This is a genomic window from Seonamhaeicola sp. ABD4_340 (assembly GCF_056312135.1).
This window is the reverse complement of record NZ_CM149981.1, coordinates 261,844-281,014: the sequence shown is the minus strand read 5'-3', so window position 1 is coordinate 281,014 and position 19,171 is coordinate 261,844. Positions and strand designations below refer to the sequence as shown.

Below are 19,171 nucleotides of genomic sequence, written 5' to 3'. Positions count from 1 at the left end.
TGCTATCTTCATCAAGATAATATAATAAATGCTATTAAAAGAGGTAATATTGATTACTTGTAGGGTAAATTAATGAGCTGTTAAAACTAACATATAATTTAATTTAGTAACAACTAAAACAAGGGCATAATAATTTACAAAAGCCCAAAACGTAAATAATTATTAAGATGGTGATAGAAAAAATTGAAACTTTTATACTAAAGGATAAACTATCTAAAAGTTTTTTCTTTTCTCAGTGGGAGTATTCAGAGCGTTGTATTTGTGTAGTTAAAGTTACAGCTACCGATGGTACATATGGTTGGGGAGAAGGTTACGGGCCTGCACCAGTTTTAGAAGCTGGAATAAAGCTGTTGGAACCTTTTGTAGTTGGAGAAAACCCGCTTGAAAATGAAGTAATCTGGAATAAAATGTACCGCAAAACATTAGACTTTGCCAGACGTGGTATTTTAGTTGCTTCAATGAGTGCAATTGATATTGCAATATGGGATTTAAAAGGTAAAATTCTAGGCTTACCAGTGTCAACCTTATTAGGTGGTGCACACAGAAATAGGGTGCAGCCATACGCTACGGGGCTTTATTTTACAGATCATAATAACCCTTCAAGAGATTTTGAAGAAGAAGCTAGACTATATATATCACAAGGTTTTAAAGCCATGAAAATGAAAGTTGGTTTAGGTATTAAAGCCGATGTTGAAAATGTTGCTAAAATGCGAAGCGTTATTGGGCCAGATATAAAATTAATGGTAGACTCTAATCACGCTTACACATTACGTGAAGCTACTGAGTTGGCCCGAAAAATAGAACAATATGACATTGGTTGGTTTGAAGAGCCCTTATCTCCAGAGTTTTATGAACAGTATAGTGAATTAAGACAAAAAACAACCATACCAATTTCTGGTGGTGAGTGTGAATATTTAAGATTCGGATTTCAACAGTTAATTCAAAATAAATCAGTTGATATTATTCAGCCAGATATTTGCGCAAGTGGAGGCTTAACCGAAGCTAAACGAATTTCTGCTTTAGCAAGTGCTAATGGTGTAGACATAATTCCACATACTTGGGGTACTTCTATTGGTATTCATGTGGCGCTTCATTTTATTTCAAATATAGAATCTGTTCCTGGTAGAATGTATCAACCAGATTTCTTAATGGAATACGATCAAACTGAAAACGGACTTAGAGAAAAGTTAACCTTTCCTTCAATAGAAATGAAAGATGGATATATAGAAGTACCAAAAAGACCAGGTTTAGGTATTGATGTTGATGAAGATGTTTTAGAAAGTTTTTCAGAAAAAAAATCAAAAAAAATTATTGTATAAAAAAGGAACAATGAAAACCCAAAATTTCGGATACAAAAAATTATATATAGGCGGAGAATTAATTGACGCCGCAAGTGGAGAAAGAGATGATGTTATTTGTCCTGCCACAGGGGAGGTTATCGCTCAAGTTGCAAGAGCAGGAAAGGAAGATGCGTTAAAAGCTTTAGAAACTGCTCAAAAAGGATTCAAGTATTGGTCTAAACTGTCTTTAGCAGAACGTACTAATTGGATGTTAAAACTTAAAAATGCTATTCTAGAAAAGGAGCATGATTTAAGAACAGCTATGGTACATGAAATGGGTAAAACCTATGCCGGATCACAAGAAGATATAGATAGGTTAACAGAAGCTTTAGAGTGGTATCCTAATGCTATGCAAAACTTAAGAGAAGAGCAGATACCAGATCATGACAATACACATGCTCATAAAATGATATCTAAACCTGCAGGTGTTGCTGTGGCGTATTTAGCTTGGAATTTTCCATTGTTAAATGTAGGGTACAAAATAGGGCCGGCTTTAGCAGCAGGATGTTCATTAATCATTAAGCCTTCAGCTTTATCGCCATTATCTGCTTATATGATTGGAGAGATAATGCATTCTATTAATTTTCCGGCAGGTGTTGTAAATATTTTATCAGGACCTAGTAGTGAGGTAGCAACAACAATGACCACTAGTCATATACCCGCTGTTTTAACAATGATTGGATCTACACAAACAGGTTTAAAGGTTATTGCAGATAGTACAACATCTATAAAAAAGTTTGGAATGGAATTAGGCGGTAATGCACCGTTTATAGTATTTGAAGATGCTGATTTTGACAATGCTTTAGAACTTGCAATAGCTTTAAGATTCGGAAATTCAGGTCAAGTTTGTGTCGCAGCTAACAGAATATTTGTACATAAAAATATCTATGATAAATTTGTAAAAGCTTATGTGAAAAAAGCTTCTGAAATTAAATTAGGATTTGGTATTAAGGAAAATCCTGAAGTTTTCATGGGGCCTGTGGTGAGCAAAAAGGATAGAGATAGAATGTTTGATCTTGTTGATGATGCCGTAAGTAAAGGGGCAACCTTAGAATACGGAGGAAAAATTCCTGAAGGATTCCCTGAAGGAGGAAACTGGATTGAGCCAACAGTAGTTTCTGGTATAACAACAGATATGAAATTATTTACTCAAGAAACTTTTGGTCCCGTTGCAGGTATAATGCCTTTTGAAACAGACGAAGAAGTTTTAGAATTGGCAAATGATACTGAGTTTGGTTTAGCATCATATATTTTTACAAACGATCATAAGAGAATTGAGAAATTCACTGAAGAGTTAGAGTTTGGAGAAGTACAAATTAACGGTGTTAAGTACGCTATTTATTTGCCACATGGTGGATATAAAAACAGTGGCATTGGTCATGATTGTTCGCATTTAGCTTTAGAAGATTATTTAGTTAAAAAACGAGTTACAACAGCAATCTAAAACATGAAACAAAATTTATTACAAAATAAACTACAAGAGGGTCAAACTGTATTTGGCCCTTTTTGTAAACTACAAGATCCGGCAATAGTAGAAATAGCAGCTCATAGTGGCTTTGATTTTGTTATTATTGATATGGAACATGGCCCTTTTAGTGTAGAGTCTGCTCAAAATATGGTAAGAGCAGCAGAAGCACAGGGTATTACACCGGTAGTAAGAGTTACAGAAAACTCTGAAACATTAATTCTTAGAGTTTTAGATATTGGTGTTAAGTGTATTCAAGTGCCACAGGTTTGTACTAAAGCAGATGCCGATAAGGTAGTAAAAGCTATTAAGTTTTATCCAAAAGGTGAGCGTGGTATGTGCAGGTATGTAAGAGCTGCAGAATATACAAATATTGGTCCGCAAGATCATTTTGGAAAAGCAAATGATTGGGTTATTTCAATTGTACATATTGAAGGAATGGAAGGTATTGAAAACCTTACTGAAATTGTGAAGGTAGATGGTATTGATGTTATTTTCTTAGGACCTTATGATTTATCACAGTCTTGTGGTGTTCCAGGTGATGTAAATAATCCTAAAGTAGTGAACGCTATGAAAGATGCTGTTGAAATTGCTAAAAAACATGGAAAGGCTTTAGGTACATTTACAGAATCTCCGGAGAAAGCAAAAATGTGGAAAGATATTGGAGTTCAATATATATCTTATTCAGTTGATGTTGGGCTTGTAATGAATACTTTTAAAGATATTACTTCAAAATTAAAAAATTAAAAAACTAAAAAACTAAACACACTTCAACTTAAACTAAACTATTTAAACTAATTATTATGGGTTCGTATAAAAGAAAAGCTTATATATATTCAACTATTGTAGCCATGGGCGGCTTCGTTTTTGGGTTAGATGCGGCATTAATATCTGGAACGGTGGATTTTATTTCGCAAGAATTTAGTCTAAATGAATTTGAACTAGGTATGGTAGTTGGCGCACCTGCTTTAGGTGTAATTTTAGCATTGCTTTTTGCGGGCTATTCATGTGATAAATTAGGAAGAAAAACTACCCTGCAAATTGTGGCGGCTTTATATGTAGTATCTGCTATAGGTTCAACATTAGCACCAGATTACTGGACGCTTTTATCATTCAGGTTTTTAGGTGGTTTAGCCTTTACATCAATATCATTAGCATCAATGTATATTGGTGAAATAGCACCTCCAAAGTTAAGAGGTAAGTTGGTAACCATGATACAAATTAATATAGTAATTGGTTTATCTGGAGCTTATTTCATCAATTATTTAATATTACAATGGTCAACAACTGGTAATAATTGGGCAACAGATTTAGGTTTAAATGAAAATACATGGCGTTGGATGTTGGGTTCTGAAATTATACCAGCAATCATATGGTTTGTATTGTTGTTTGTAGTACCAAAAAGTCCATCGTGGTTATTTTTCAAAGGCAAAATTAATGAGGCTAAAAAAACATTAGTAAAATTAATGCCTGCTTCTGAAATTGATGGACATATTGCTGAAATGGATAAAAGTTTACAAGAAACAGATAATAGATCTGTATGGGCGCAATTTAAAGGCATATTCAGTAAAGAATATAGAGTTGTTTTTATAATAGCTTTTACACTTGCTATAGCCCAACAAACTTCTGGTATAAACGCTATTTTATTTTATGCACCAACAGTTTTTGAGCAAATAGGCCTTGGTAAAGATGCGGCTTTTATGCAAGCTATCTGGACAGGTTTAACAGGTTTGTTGTTTACCATTTTAGGGTTAGTTTGTGTTGATAAATTAGGAAGAAAACCCATGATTTTAGGCGGAATGCTTTGGGTGGTTTTAAGTTTAGGAATAGCATATTACGGATTTAAAACAGCTAGTTACACACTTACTGAAGAAGCCGTGGCTGAAATGACTGAATTTAAAAATCCTGAAAGGCTACAAAGCATGATTGGTATACAATACAGCAGTGATATTGAACTTAAAAAAGCCCTTTTTGATGCTATTGGTGAAGATGAAGCACGCCAATATTCAGGATTGTTAATACAAAAATCAGCTAAAATTAATGCCATATTAATTTTAATAGGTATTTTAAGTTTTATTGCTGCTTTCCATTTTTCTATAGGGCCAGTAATGTGGGTGTTGTTTTCTGAAATTTTCCCCAATGCTATAAGGGGTATTGCAATACCGTTTTTTACATTTATAACAAGTACTACAAGTTGGTTAATTCAGGCGTTTTTTCCTTCCCAATTGGCAAGTTTTGGCATTAGTAATACACTTCTTTTTTATGCTGTAACTGTATTTTTGGGTATGATTATTTTATCAAAATACTTAATTGAAACTAAAGGTTTGAGTATTGAAGAAATTCAAGCTAAACTTCAAAAATAAAAACCTAAACTTATAAGCTATAAGCTGTTTTAGGTATTGCTATTAATCAAAAAAAGTTTTTTTGACAGATTTTGTTATGTATTTAATTAATGTTTAAAATGAAAATAACAGACGTTAAAGTATTTCCAGTAAACATAGCAGGAAGAAGCCAGCTTAATATAAAAATTGAAACCAACATAGGGGTTTATGGTTGGGGGGCTTCTGGTATTACAGGAAGAGAATATGCCGTTATTGGAGCTATTAATCATTTTAAACCCTTGTTAGTTGGGAGAAATCCAATGCAAATTGGTGCTATTTGGCAAGATTTATATAGAGGACAATATTTTGAAGGAGGTAGAGTTTTAACTGCTGCTATATCAGCCATTGATATTGCACTTTATGATATTAAAGGAAAAGCTCTAGAGGTGCCAGTATATGAGTTACTAGGAGGAAAGCAACGAGATTATGTAGAGTGTTTTGCATCCCTTCGCTTTAGCTCTAAAGAAGAATTAATTGAACGTGCCAAAGTTTTAATAAAGGAAGGTTGGCAAATGCTAAGGTTAGCCCCAGCAGAATACGAAGAAGGAAAATACAATTCTACTTTTGAACCTAGAGAATCTATTGCTATAATAGCAGATTGGATTACAGAATTGAGAAAGGAAGTTGGGTTTAAACCAACCATTGGTTTAGATTATCATCATAGATTATCAGTTCAAGAAACAGTTTCCTTTTTACAAAGGATGCCCGAAGGAACTTTAGATTTTATTGAAGAACCAATAAGAGATGAATCTCCAGAAGTATACCAAGAATTAAGAAAAATGGTAAATGTACCCTTTGCAATAGGCGAAGAATTTGCAAGTAAATGGCAGTTTTTACCATACATAGAAAAAAATATTACCCAATTTGCTAGAATTGATGTGTGCAACGTAGGCGGCATTACAGAAGCTGTAAAAGTTGCAAATATGGCCGAAGCACATTATATAGATTTACTTCCTCATAATCCAATAGGGCCAATTTGTACTGCAGCAACAATACATTTGGCGGCTGCCTCTCCAAATTTTACTTGGTTAGAAGAAATGAATACCCCAGTTGAAAATCCTGGTTTAGATGATGCTAACTATTATACAAAACAACCAAAATTAGAGGGAAATAGATACAAAGTTTCTAACGTACCTGGATTGGGCATAGAGTTTAATGAAGAATTAGCATTGAAGGAAGGATTTAAGCCTGTTGAAACACCACGCCTAATAAGAAAAGATGGGTCTTTTACCAATTGGTAATCACAATAAAATAAAATTTTTAACATGAAAACACAACTTTATTTAATTGTATTAGTTGCGCTATTTGTTGCTCAATTTCAAAGTATATCTGCACAAGAAAAACCTAATATCATTATTATGATGACGGATGATCAAGGCTATGGAGATATTGGTGCTCATGGTAATCCTTATATTAAAACACCGCAAATAGAAACTCTAGGTGAACAAGGTATAGAAATGTCTCATTTTTTTTCATATCCTAACTGCTCTGCTTCAAGAGCGGCTTTATTAACCGGAAGATACCCGTATAGAGCTGGAGTAACGGCTGTAACTCAGGTAGATCATTTTATGAATACATCAGAAGTAACTATTGCAGAAGTGCTTGAAGAAAATGGATATAAAACAGGGATTTTCGGAAAGTGGCATTTGGGAGATAATATGCCTATGAGACCAATAGATCAAGGATTTCAAGAAACCTTAGTTCATAGAGGAGGCGGTATTGGTCAAGCTGCAGGTCCCAAAGGGAACACGTATTTTGATCCTGTTTTGGAGCATAACGGTACGCCCAAAACATATAATGGATATTGCGACGACATCTTTACCGAAGCAACTTTAAACTTTATAGAAAAGAACAGAGAAACGCCGTTTTTCGCTTATTTAGCAACCAATCTACCTCATTTTCCTTTACAAGTTCCAGATAGGTTAGCCGAACCATACAGGAAAATGGGGTTACATGAAGACAATGCACTTACCTATGGAATGCTTGCTAGTATAGATTATAATGTTGGAAGAGTACTAAATAAACTTAAAGAATTAGGTATTGAAGAAAATACCATTGTCATTTTCTTATCAGATAATGGACCAAGACACAGAAGAACTAAAAATGATTCGTACCCTGGGCGTTGGGTTGCCAATTTAAGAGGAACCAAAACCAGTGTTTATGATGCAGGTATTAGAGTGCCTTTTTATGTAAGATGGCCCAATAAAATTAAACCATCAAATAGCTTATCTAACATGGGGGCTATCATTGATATTTTTCCAACTATCATAGAAGCTACAAAATCAAAATTACCCAAAGACTTAAAGGTTGATGGGAAGTCGCTATTATCACTTTGGTTAAATGGAAATTCAGAGGCTTTAATTAATAGAGACTTTTATGTGCAAATGCATTATGGGCCAACACCATTTAAATACATGCATTTTGCTGTAAGAACAGATAAATACAAATTGGTTAGTCCGCATGATTTTCCTCATGGAATTGTACATCAACCAACAGATTTTGTTTTAAAAAATGTTTTAAAGAATTTAGAATTATACGATGTTGAAAATGACCCTAGCGAAAGAATAAATATAGCTAAAAAGCATCCCGAAGTTGTTGATGCTATGTTAGAACGCTATGAAAATTGGTTTGATGAAGTAACAGAAGAAAGAGATGCTAAAGGCATTCAGCGCATATTCTTAGGAACAAAAGAACAACCAAATGTTAATTTATCAAGATTTGATTGGGGTGGGCCTCGTGTTATCTCTCGTTTTGATTATGGCGGTCCTAGAGTTATAGAAGACAATCAACTAGGATATTGGAGGGTTAAAACTTTAAAAGGAGTTTATAATGTATCTTTAGATTTGCCCGAAATAAACAAAGATGGTTTTGCGCATTTAAAATACAATAAGCTTCATTTAAAATTACCAATTAAAAAAGGACAGAAACAAATTATATTTAAAAATGTTGAATTTCCTGAGGCTATAGGGAATTTACATGCATATGTGAAAGTAGAAAGGTTAGCGGTGGGGCCACACTTTGTTGATGTAAATCGTGTAAAATAAAGATAAAAAAGTTTTAGTTTAGGATACTTAACACTAGATTTTTCAACTTAAAAGCAATTAATTTTATATTTTAATAGAACTAATCTTTTTAATTGTTTTAAGCTAATTTTTTATTTATGAAAACATTCAAGCTTCTTTTAGTATTAACCTTATTGGTGTCGTGTAAATCTCCAGTAAAAGCTCAAGAAAAACCTAATATTATCTTTTTGTTTGCTGATGATGCCGGTTATGGAGATTTCGGTTTTCACGGTAGTAAAATCATGAAAACGCCTAATCTAGATAAACTTGCTAATCAAGGCGTGCGTTTTACACAAGGCTATGTTACTGATGCTGTATGTGGCCCTTCAAGAGCAGGTTTAATGACAGGAAAATATCAACAACGGTTTGGTTATCAGGAAATAAATGTGCCAGGTTACATGAGCAAAAACTCTAAGCTTTTAGGTGATGATATGGGCTTACCAACAGACCAAGTAACCATGGCAGATTATTTAAAAAAACTTGGTTATACCAACGCAATGTTCGGGAAATGGCATTTAGGAAATGCAGATCGTTTTCATCCTTTAAATAGAGGTTTCGATGAGTTTTATGGTTTTAGAGGTGGTGGAAGAAGCTATTTTCCAATAAAAGATTTTAAAGGCGTACACCATGACAATAAAATGGAACGTAATTTTGGTAATTTTGAAGAGCCCACAACATACGCAACTGATGCTTTTGCAAACGAAGCCATTTCTTTTATAGAAAGACATAAAGATAAACCTTTCTTTATTTATTTAGCATTTAACGCAGTCCATACACCAATGGAAGCCACACAAGAAGATCTTGATAAATTTCCACATTTAAACGGAAAGCGTAAAGAAGTTGCAGCTATGACTTTGGCACTTGATAGAGCTTGTGGAAATGTAATGAATAAATTAAAAGAATTAGGTTTAGATGATAATACAATTATTGTATTTTCTAACGATAATGGTGGTCCAACAGATAAAAATGCATCAATTAATTTACCATTAAGTGGTACAAAATCTAACCATCTTGAAGGAGGTTTTAGAGTGCCATACTTAATAAAATGGCCAAAAACACTTAAAGCAGGTACGGTATACAATTATCCTGTAAGTACTTTTGATTTATTGCCCACATTTTACGCGGCAGCTGGTGGTAATGTAAATGATTTGATAGATATTGATGGTGTAAACTTATTGCCTTATGTTACAGGAAAAAATAAAGCAAGACCTCACGAAGATTTATTCTGGAAAAAAGATGTTCGTGCCGTTTACAGACAAAACGATTGGAAATTAATTCGCTTTGCAGATAGACCTGCCGAATTATACGATTTAACTAAAGACTTAACAGAACAAAACAACCTAGCATCTCAAGAACCAGAACGTTTAAAAAGCATGTTTAAAAAATTATGGGAGTGGGAGCTCACTTTAGAGCGTCCTTTGTGGACTCTAAAACAAGAGTTTGAAAAATACGATACTAACAGAATGGACTGGTTTAGAAACCCAGAGTTAGTTAAAGAATACATGAAGAAATACGATTAAAACAAATTTTAAATACATCTAAATTCATAATAGAAATGGATAATAAAAAGCATACAAGAGCTATAACTAATACAGTAAATAGTCCCTACGTAAAATTAAAGAGCATTGATTTTGGTGACTGTAGATGGAAAGACGGGTTTTGGGCAGATAAAGAAAAAGCAGCTGCTCAAATAATGGTTCCGTATATGGGAGACGTTTTATGTGGAGATATAGGTCATGGATTAAACAACTTTAAAATTGCGGCGGGAGCAAAACAAGGAGAACATAAAGGATTTTATTGGCATGATGGAGACTTTTTCAAGTACATGGAGTCTTGTATGTATATTTATGCTTTAACCAAAGATGAAAAGCTTTTAAAGAAATTAGATGAATATATTGAATGGATAGGGAAAGCACAAGAAGAAGATGGATACATTCATACACACATACAAATAACAGAAGGTGCTGAGCGTTTTTCAAACAGAAAGTATCATGAAATGTATAACTATGGTCACCTGTTCATAGCAGCAAGTGTACATTACCGTTTAACAGGGCAACGTAACTTTTTAGATATCGCTATAAAACAAGCAGATTTGTTGTGTGTTTACTTTATGCCAGATACTAAACATTACCAACGTTTTGGGTTTAACCAAACCCAAATTATGGGATTAGTTGAGCTATACAGAACAGTTGGTGATAAAAAGTATTTAAAATTAGCTGAAAAATTTATTAACCGAAGAGGTACCTATGAAATTAAGCACGACTCAACAACTGAAGGATATCCTATTGGAGATATGGTGCAAGAACGTACAGCTTTAAGAGAGGCTAAAGAAGCTGTGGGGCATGCGGTGTTAGCATTATATTACTACGCAGGAGCTGCCGACGTTTATGCCGAAACAGGAGAAAAAGCTTTAATTGAAGCTTTAGATAGATTATGGGAAAACGTTACAGGTAAAAAAATGTATGTTACCGGAGCAGTAGGGCAAGCACATTACGGCGCATCTACAAGCTTAGATATGATAGAAGAAGGATTTATTGATGCCTACATGATGCCCAATATGACGGCCTATAATGAAACGTGCGCAAACCTTTGTAATGCCATGTTTAGTAACAGAATGATGGCCTTAAAAGAAGAATCACGTTACGCAGATATTATTGAATTAGTATTATTCAATAGTGGTTTATCAGGAATTAGTATTGATGGTAAAGAGTATTTTTACTCTAATCCATTAAGAATGGTAAATGGATCTAGAGATTACGAAGCGCATGCAGACGTTACGGAGAGTCCTGTAAGACAACCATATTTAGAATGTTTTTGTTGTCCTCCTAACTTAGTAAGAACTATTTGTAAAAGTTCAGGTTGGGCGTATACCTTATCTGAAAATGGGGTAGCAGTTGTGTTATTTGGAGGTAATACTTTAAATACTAATTTATTAGATGGATCTGCTATCAAGTTAACTCAAGACACAGATTATCCTTGGAAAGGTATTGTGAAAATTACTGTAGACGAATGTAAAGCTGAAGCTTTTGATATTAAAGTAAGAATTCCTAAATGGGCAGTTGGTAGTACTTTAAAAGTAAATGGAGAAGATACAGGTATTGAAATAGTACCTGGAACTTTTGCAGTTATCAATAGAGAATGGAAAGTAGGAGACTCAATTGTGTTAGATATGCCAATGGACATTAAATTAATTGAAGGACACAACAGAATTGAAGAAACTAGAAACCAAATAGCTGTAAAACGAGGACCAATTGTATATTGTATTGAAACGCCAGATTTACCAAAAGATGTATCTATTTTAGATGTTTACATTAAAGGAGATGCAGAATTAGTTGCAGAACATAAGCCAGATTTCTTAGGTGGAGTTACAGTAATTAATACAGAGTTGCAATTAAGAAAAGATAAAAATGACGAAATGTATCAAGTTATTACCAAACCAGTACTAACTTCGTATAAAACACAATTAGTACCATACTTTGCTTGGAGCAATAGAGGGCAAGCAGAAATGACTGTATTTATGCCCGTTGTTTGGTAAATATTTAATGGCTTAATAAAATTTACCCTTAATTAGTGTTTAATTGATAAAATAATACTAGTTAAGGGTAATTTTTTTTAATAAATAGCACTCTATAATTTCTTACTTTGTATTAAGGTTATACTATTGTAACCTAATTTCTTACACTAACAAACTAAGTAAAACAAACTAAATTATTAACACCATGGCATAAACACTTCTCAACTTTTTTTTCAGACAAAGCATTTAAATAAAAAAACCAGAAAATGTTGGAGCATCTTCTGGCTAGTTTAAATGATTAAATTAAAAAATTTAACCACAAATTCAACTCAAAAATATGAAAATTCAAGCTCATGCAGGGCCTCATATGTCTTATTTAGCATATCAAATGTCTTGCTTTTCTAGGTTTGATTTTAAACTCAAACTTACGCTATTTGTATTTGCTTTAGCCGTTCTTCAATTAAATGCAAATACAATAGAAGATAAAGCGTCTTCAAAAACAAAAATAGAACTACAACAACTTACAGTTAGCGGAACAGTTTCTGATGCTTCAGGGCCACTTCCGGGTGTAAATATTGTTATTAAAGGTACAACACAAGGAACACAAACAGATTTTGATGGTAATTATTCAATTTCTGTTGATAAAAACGCAACATTAGTCTTTTCTTTTTTAGGTTTTAAATCAAAAGAAGTTGTTGTTGGAAATAACACAACACTTAATGTAACTTTAGAAGAAGATATAGCTGGTTTAGATGAAATAGTTGTTATAGGTTATACCACGCGTAAACGTGGTGAGTTAACAGGCTCTGTTAGTACCGTAAAATCAAAAGATATTGAAAATACATCAAATAGAGATGTGGCAAAATCATTATCTGGTAGAGTATCAGGTTTAGTAGTTTCAGATAGAGGTGGTTATCCTGGTTCTAATGATTTTTCTTTATTAATTAGAGGTGTTTCAACATTAAATAATAACCAACCACTTATATTAATTGATGGTGTACAATCTGGCTTTGGTACATTTAACCAACTTGCACCACAAGACATTGCATCTGTAAGTGTTTTAAAAGATGGTGCTGCCGCTATTTATGGTAACAGAGCTGCAAATGGTGTTATTATTGTAACCACAAAAAGAGGTAAATCTGGTAAGCCAAAGGTAAGCTTATCTACCTCTTATAGTTTGTCGTCATTTTCTGTAACGCCAGATTTAATGGACTCAGAGCAGTATGCTATTTATGAAAATGAAATAGCCGAAAGAAACGGTACTACTTTGCCTTTTACACAAAATCAAATTAATGAATTCGCATCGGGCGCTGGGGTTAGTACAGATTGGGCAGATTTAACATTTGCAAATTCATCACCAGAAACACGTAGTTCTATATCTATTTCTGGTGGAAGCGAAAAAACAAGCTACTTTGTTAGTGGTGATTTTATTGATAGGCAGGGTATTTTTGCATCAGGCGATTTAAATTTCAAACAAACACAAGTAAGATCTAATCTTGATGTAAAATTAACCGATGACATAAAAGTTAGTGTAGACCTTTCAGGAAGATTTGCTGTTGATGAGCAACCTGGTGTAGAAGCTGGCTTTATTTATAAACACATTTACACCAATCTTCCTACCGAAGTTGGTCAATATCCAAACGGACTTTACGGTTGGGGTGGTGAAAACGGTGCTAACCCAAGAGTAATGTCTAGTGGTCAATCTGGTTTTTTAGATAGAGATACTAATGATTTAAGAGGAAGAATAGCTTTAGATTGGAAGTTAGATGATATTACCGAAGGTTTAAGCGCTAATGCTTATGTAGGGATACGCCGCATGAACAATAATACAAAATCTTGGTATACACCATGGACTATTTATAGGTTTGATGATGTTACAGGTAACTACAACCCAGAAACAGGATTTTCGCAACAAGGAGGGCAACAACGCACGTTAAGAGAAGACTTCTGGAAATTTGATGAAACATTAATAAATGCAACCTTAAGATACAACAATACCTTTGGTAAGCATTCTGTTAATACATTTGTTGGTTTTGAACAACAAACATCTGAAACTAGTAACTTTTGGGCTAGAAAAATAGATTTCCCAACACCAGATCATCCGTATTTATTCGCAGGAAGCTCTGAAGGCATTATAGCAAACGGTTCTGCTTCAGAAAGTGCTTTATTAAGTTATTTGGGGTCTTTTGCTTATAATTTCGATTCTAAGTATTATTTAGAATTAACCGTTAGACGCGATGGTTCTAGTAATTTTGGTCCGGGTAAAAGGTTTGATACGTTTTACAGCATTGGTGGTTCATGGGCATTGAATAAAGACTTTTTAAAAGATGTATCATGGATTGATGCTTTAAACCTAAGAGCAAGCTACTCTGTAATGGGTAATGATAGAATTCAACCATTTCAATTCTTAACACGCTACTCTTATGGTAACACAAACCCTAACACAGCAAGACCAAACTATTACGTTTTTGGTGAAACAGGAGTAACATTTAATGGCTTTAGAAGTGATAACGTGCCAAACCCAAATGTAACTTGGGAAACCGCTTACATGAGCAATTTTGCGTTAAGCTTTGCTATGTTAAATAATAGATTAACAGGAGATATTAACTACTTCAAACAAAAAAGAGAAGATATCTTAATACCAAGAACAGGCAACGTTGCAGATTTTACAGGTATTAGGTTTCCAGATGAAAACCTTGGTCGTGTAGATAGCCACGGTTTAGAGCTTACTTTAGGTTGGGCAGACCAAGTAAATGATAATTTTAGCTACAACTTAGGCTTCAATTTTACACAGGCTAAAAACGAAATTAAAACATTCCCACAACCCGATAATGTTCCTGATGCTTTAAAACTTGAAGGCAGCCCAATAGGTTCTTATGTAGTATACCCAACTAATGGAATTTTTAGAGACCAAGCCCAAGTTGATGCTACACCAGTTAAGTTAGCAGGAACTGTAGAAGGAGAACCTATTTATGTTGATACTAACGGTGATGATGTTATTGATGATAAAGATAGAGTAAGAAAATCAATATCTAATATTCCTGAAATTCAATACGGTATCTCAGGTGGCTTTAACTACAAAAACTGGAACTTTAACATGTTACTACAAGGGCAAGCTAAAGCTGAAGCCTTAGTGTTTTTTGATCAAAATGGAGCAAAACCAACATACGTTTTTGACCAAAGATGGACGCCTAATAACCGAAACTCAAGATACCCAAGAGCCTTTGGTTTAAATGATACTTATAGCGGTAACCAAAGCGGTAATCCAGATAACTTTCAGGGTGCAGATTTATGGTTGCATGATGCATCTTTCTTAAGGTTAAAAGAAGTAGAAATAGGTTATACAATACCTAAAGAGGTAGCTAAGTTTGCTAGCATAAAATTATTTGCTAGAGGGTTTAACTTGTTAACAATGTTCTCTGATATAGCAGATTTAGGCTTAGATCCAGAGGCTACAGGTTATAACAATTTTAGAGATGCAACTTATCCATCATTAAAGATGTATACGTTTGGGGTTAATTTCAATTTTTAAAAAAAACAGTATGAAAAATATAAAGCTAATTATAGTTTGTATTATTACTGCTTGTATAACATTTACAAGTTGTGATGATGTTTTAGATACAACTGCACTTGATGCCTTTGGAGAAGATTTAGTGTATAATGACCCAGATCAGGTTGAAAGACTTGTATATTCTGCTTACAACAGTACCGAGAGTTGGGGCTTAAATAAAACCATTTGGTGGGCAAGAAGGTATAATTTAGAAGTAGGATCTTTTGAAGCCAAATTTAATTTTAGAGATTTAGATAGGTTACGCCTAAGAGCTAATGGTTGGAATTCTTTAAATGATGGCGATTTTAGAAATAAATGGAGAGACTATTATCAGTTTATTAGAGAAATAAATGAATTTTTAGATAGAGTAGATAATAGTGGTGCTATGGAACAAAATCCTGATAAGGTAAATGTTTTAAAAGCAGAAATGAAATTTCTTCGTGCCAACATCTATTCAAAATTAATAGCACTATATGGTGGTGTACCTTTATTAGACAAGGCGTTAGGATTAAATGATGATTTTAATATACCAAGAAGCACCTATGAAGAATGTGTAGATTTTATTGTAGCAGAATTAGATGAAGCCGCAGCAGTTTTGCCAACAACAAGAGATGCTGCAGGATTTGGTAGAGCTACAGCTCTAGCTGCTTTAGCTGTAAAATCACGTACGTTATTATATGCAGCTAGTAAGTTGCATGACCCTAACACAGAGCCAAGTGGCCCATTATATGATTATACAAAAGCAACAAAATGGCAAGACGCTGCCAATGCTGCTAAAGAAGTAATTGATATGGTTGGTGATAGAGATTTAATTGCTGTTAATAACGCAGAAGATTACAGGAAACTATTTCTACAAGCTAATCAAGATATACTTTTTGCAAGACCATTTGGTGAGTTTTATGATTTTGGTTTAGATGTAAATTCTTTACCAAACCAAACACAAGCACCTAGTGGTTACGGTGGTTGGGCGTTATCATCACCAACACACAATTTTGCATTAGAATTTAATATGGCCGATGGAACAACCACTAGCGGCGCAACCTATGACCCTGCAAATCCAAATGATAATAGAGAAATGCGTTATTATGCAAACTTAAATTATCAAGGAGCAATGTTTAGAGGTAGAGCTGTAGATTATGCTTTAGATGTAAACGAAGTGAATGATGGTTTAGATTCTCCTAGAGGTTTAGGTAACGTATTGCACTCATCAAAAACAGGATATAATATTCGTAAGTTTCATGATGAAAGTGTTGGTTTAACAGATTTGTCACCGGCGCGCCCTTACATACTTTACAGGTTAGCAGAAGTTTACTTAAACTATGCCGAAGCTAATGCAGAATTGGGTAATGATGGTATTGCAAGAACGTATTTAAATAGAGTGTCAACTAGAGCATTACAACCTGAAATCACATCTAGTGGCGATGCTTTAAAAGAAGCCATAAAAAGAGAAAGACGTATAGAGTTATGTTTTGAAAGACACAACTTTTTTGATGAAAGACGTTGGATGAATCCTGATAATTTAGGCTTTGATATTAAAGGTTTAAAATGGACCAAAGATGCTAGTGGTAACTTGGTGCATGAAGAGTATACAGTAATAAACAGGCCTTGGTTTAACAAGCACTACTATTTACCAATACCACAATTAGAAATAGATAAAGCACCTGCCCTTATTCAAAATGATGGGTATTAAAATTTAAACTGTGGTTCATGTAATTAATTCATAAATCATATTGTTTAGTTTAGTTTAGTTTAGATAGGAAACTGAGAACGAAAGTTCTCAGTTTTTTTATTTAATGCAATGTTAAATTGATAAAATAGCGCAAGCATAAGGTAAATTTTTATACAAGATTTTTTTTAAAAAATAGTTATTTTGAAATTCATCTTATTTTAAAACTTTCAGAAGACAAAAATTAAAACATGAGTCATATTCAAAAACCAGTTTTTCATCTATTAACCGTTCTACTTTTTTTAATAGCAGTTTCTACTAAAACAACCGCTCAAAATATTTCTGAAAGCAATAATTCAATAGTGTTTTCAGAAGATAAAAACTATCCAAGACAAGAAAAAAACTTACGCAAATGGGACGCGCCTGTTGTGGCAGATTTAGATCAAGATGGTTACCAAGATTTATTAATAAATGATCATGGCTTTGGTATACAAGTACAATGGAACAACAAGGGTAAATTTGCCAAACCATATGATATTATTATGGGCGATTTACACGGTGTTTCAATTGCAGATTTTGATAAAGACGGTCATTTAGAAGTTATTATGTCTCGTGGTGGTGGCTCCGGCAGCAACGCAAGAAATTCTAAAATGTACCGCGTGGTGGGGCGTGAATTTGTTCCTTTGCCAGATTTTAAAGAACCATTAGCCTTAATGCGTGGGCGCACCGTAAAATTTATTGATGGTAATAATAATGGGTATTTAGATTTGTTAAACTTCGCATTCCCAAGTTTAGATGCGTCAATTATGGGGGCAACTAAAGCAAGCGAAAATTATATTTATGAAAATGATGGTGACGGTAATTTAATTTTGAAATCTAAACTACCAGCAGCAAAAGGTAACGGACAAAAAACACTGGTAACAGATTTTAATAATGATAATATTTTTGATATTATTTTATACGGGCAAGGAAAAACAAAAGCTTTTAAAGGCAATGGCAATTTAACATATAACGAAGTTACAAAAAGTGTTTTTCCTTTTGATGTGGAAGAAACTACAAGTATAAGCGAAATAGATTTTGATAATGATGGTGATTTTGATTTGTTTATAACCAGAGGAAAAAATGAATTTGAAAAAGGTGAAACATTTTATAATGAAACCGAAAAAACAGTAGGCTTTTTTACAACACGCGGAGAATTTAAGTTTGATGATTTTCAAACAGGCGATGTTTTACAACTTGAAAACATGCAATCACAATGGCCAAATAATGATACCTACTTTTTAGGAGAAACAGGTTATAGTTATGAATTTGAAGGAGAAACACATTCTGGTAAAAACATAAAACTGGTAAATAGTAATGCGTTAGGCTTTCCAGATAACCAAGATTATAAGCAAAAAAAAGGCTGGTACATTGGTTATGTTGGAAATAAAAAATGGCGTATAGCTGGTTATTTATGGGCACCTTCAACAGGTGTTGTTCACAATGTATCTAATTACAAAAAATACAAGCATAATGAAGGGTTTAAAAATATACTTTTAGAAAATAAAAAAGGTACTTTTAAAGATGCATCACATAAATTAAAAAACCTAACTAAAGATCACTCAGTGGCCAGTGCAGTAGCAGATTTTAATAATGATGGTTTAAAAGATATTTTAATAATTAGAAGGGGTGAGTTGGTTTATAAAAACGAAGCACTATTATATGTAAATACAAAAGATGAAGGTTTCCATTTACAACAAAAACATGGTATTGTAACTAAAGATTTAGGCGCCTTAGGTATGGCTGTTGAGGTTATAGATTATAACCAAGATGGGTTTGTAGATGTAGTACTTGGTAATGAACGTGGTAAGTGGCACTTGTTTCAAAATCAAAAAAATAAAAATTCAAACAATAGCTTTATTAATGTTTTAGTTGGTAAATCTCCAAAAAATAATGCATCTCCGTTAGGTGCAAAAGTTGAGTTGTCTTCTTGTGGAGTAAAGCAAACATATAGAGTTGGCTCAACAAATTCACAATACTCTCAAGGGCATAATAACTTAGTGCATTTTGGTCTTTCTAAATGTAGTAAAACTGTAAAAGTAAAAATCATCTGGACAAACGGAGAAATAGTAAACAAAACAGTTAATTCAGCAAACAAAACGCTTTTTTTAGGTAACAAATGATAAATTAAACATGTTTATTAAAATCAAAACT

11 protein-coding genes are annotated in these 19,171 nt (G+C 33.6%); all 11 read left to right on the top strand.

All coding sequences use genetic code 11. The features are described 5' to 3' along the window. Positions 1-167: 167 nt before the first annotated feature. The 11 genes from ACYX4H_RS01230 to ACYX4H_RS01180 all read left to right on the top strand — a co-directional run bounded on the left by ACYX4H_RS01230 (position 168) and on the right by ACYX4H_RS01180 (position 19,140). A complete protein-coding gene (locus ACYX4H_RS01230) occupies positions 168-1,319 on the top strand; it encodes a mandelate racemase/muconate lactonizing enzyme family protein (RefSeq protein ID WP_476237402.1) in 1,152 nt (383 codons plus the stop codon). A gap of 10 nt (positions 1,320-1,329) precedes the next feature. Further along, positions 1,330-2,784 carry an NAD-dependent succinate-semialdehyde dehydrogenase gene (locus ACYX4H_RS01225; protein ID WP_476237401.1) on the top strand — a complete coding sequence of 485 codons (1,455 nt, stop codon included), beginning with the start codon at positions 1,330-1,332 and terminating at the stop codon, positions 2,782-2,784. 3 nt (positions 2,785-2,787) lie between these two features. Continuing rightward, positions 2,788-3,552 carry an HpcH/HpaI aldolase family protein gene (locus ACYX4H_RS01220; RefSeq protein WP_476237400.1) on the top strand — a complete coding sequence of 255 codons (765 nt, stop codon included), beginning with the start codon at positions 2,788-2,790 and terminating at the stop codon, positions 3,550-3,552. 56 nt (positions 3,553-3,608) lie between these two features. Further along, entirely contained in the window at positions 3,609-5,168 is a 1,560-nt protein-coding gene (locus ACYX4H_RS01215; protein ID WP_476237399.1) for an MFS transporter, read from the top strand. A gap of 98 nt (positions 5,169-5,266) precedes the next feature. Next, positions 5,267-6,427: a mandelate racemase/muconate lactonizing enzyme family protein gene (locus ACYX4H_RS01210; protein WP_476237398.1), complete on the top strand. Its 1,161-nt coding sequence runs from the start codon at positions 5,267-5,269 to the stop codon at positions 6,425-6,427. Between the two features lie 24 nt (positions 6,428-6,451). Then, entirely contained in the window at positions 6,452-8,230 is a 1,779-nt protein-coding gene (locus tag ACYX4H_RS01205) for an arylsulfatase (RefSeq protein WP_476237397.1), read from the top strand. A gap of 116 nt (positions 8,231-8,346) precedes the next feature. After that, entirely contained in the window at positions 8,347-9,768 is a 1,422-nt protein-coding gene (locus tag ACYX4H_RS01200; RefSeq protein WP_476237396.1) for a sulfatase, read from the top strand. A 35-nt stretch (positions 9,769-9,803) separates the two neighbouring features. Next, a complete protein-coding gene (locus ACYX4H_RS01195; protein ID WP_476237395.1) occupies positions 9,804-11,783 on the top strand; it encodes a glycoside hydrolase family 127 protein in 1,980 nt (659 codons plus the stop codon). 316 nt (positions 11,784-12,099) lie between these two features. Further along, entirely contained in the window at positions 12,100-15,294 is a 3,195-nt protein-coding gene (locus ACYX4H_RS01190) for a SusC/RagA family TonB-linked outer membrane protein (RefSeq protein WP_476237394.1), read from the top strand. Positions 15,295-15,304: 10 nt separating this feature from the next. Next, entirely contained in the window at positions 15,305-17,002 is a 1,698-nt protein-coding gene (locus ACYX4H_RS01185) for a RagB/SusD family nutrient uptake outer membrane protein (RefSeq protein WP_476237393.1), read from the top strand. Between the two features lie 227 nt (positions 17,003-17,229). Beyond that, a complete protein-coding gene (locus tag ACYX4H_RS01180; protein ID WP_476237392.1) occupies positions 17,230-19,140 on the top strand; it encodes a CRTAC1 family protein in 1,911 nt (636 codons plus the stop codon). Positions 19,141-19,171: the final 31 nt, after the last annotated feature.